Source organism: Cupriavidus basilensis OR16, assembly GCF_000243095.1.
In the GTDB taxonomy this organism is placed as follows: Bacteria; Pseudomonadota; Gammaproteobacteria; order Burkholderiales; family Burkholderiaceae; genus Cupriavidus; species Cupriavidus basilensis_D.
Map to the genome: position 1 here is coordinate 1 of NZ_AHJE01000250.1, position 841 is coordinate 841.

The 841-nt window shown below is 59.7% G+C and carries 1 protein-coding gene; it reads left to right on the forward strand.

What is annotated here, in order from left to right; all coding sequences use genetic code 11:
* The first annotated feature begins 164 nt into the window (after positions 1 to 164).
* Positions 165 to 764, forward strand: a complete 600-nt coding sequence (locus OR16_RS38600; RefSeq protein WP_043422995.1) for a TetR/AcrR family transcriptional regulator — start codon at positions 165 to 167, stop codon at positions 762 to 764.
* Positions 765 to 841: the final 77 nt, after the last annotated feature.

The window sequence follows — 841 nt, forward strand, 5'->3', positions numbered from 1 at the left end:
TGCTGCTTGGACGCCCAAGTCGAGTAGGCTATACTCAACACAATGGTGACTGACATTGTCTATGCGATGAATTGTGGTGATCCGCGCCAGCAATGTCAATGGTGATCGCCATTGTATTTTTCGATCAGGCGCATTGGGCCGTTGGCGGCCGAAGAGGGGAGGGAATGGGGGTTTCCAAGCAACAGGCGGTCGAAAACCGGCTGGCGATCGTGGCCGCCGCCGAGAGGCTGTTCCGCGAGCGCGGCGTCGATGGGGTCGGGCTCGCCGAACTGATGAAGGCGGCAGGCTTTACACAGGGTGGTTTCTACAACCACTTCAAATCAAAGGACGCGCTGGTTGCCGCAGTGATGGACAAGGCCATGGAGGATGGAGGAGACGCGTTCGTCTCCATCATCGAAAGCGCCAAGTCGGCTGATGCCGATCCGGTCAGGCAACAGATTCAGTGGTACCTGTCACCCGAGCATCGCGCGAATATCGATGCGGGTTGCCCCTTGTCGGGTTTTGTTGGCGACGCCCGCCGGCTCGGCGAAGCGGCGCGCGACGCCTACGCAGGAGGTCTCGCGGTGAACTTCGAACGATTCGCCAGAGTCATCGCAGAGACGGACGGGAGCAGGGATGGCAGCCGCAGGAAGGCGATCACGTTGTTTAGCCATATGGTGGGTACGCTATTGCTTTCGCGCGCTGTTGCCGACATTGACCCCGCGCTCGCGGATGAAATACTTGATGAGGGACGCCAGCATCTCCTCGCGGCTGTGGATGCGTAGATCGCCTCCTTGCTGTATGAGCATCAGGTAGCCTTGGCATCCGACTGTCGGGCGAGATCATCCAGCAGGGCTTTGGC

What these genes read in the sequence shown, in the direction of transcription:
- OR16_RS38600 (WP_043422995.1), top strand. Translation starts at nt 165, where the DNA reads ATGGGGGTTTCCAAGCAACAGGCGGTCGAAAACCGGCTGGCGATCGTG.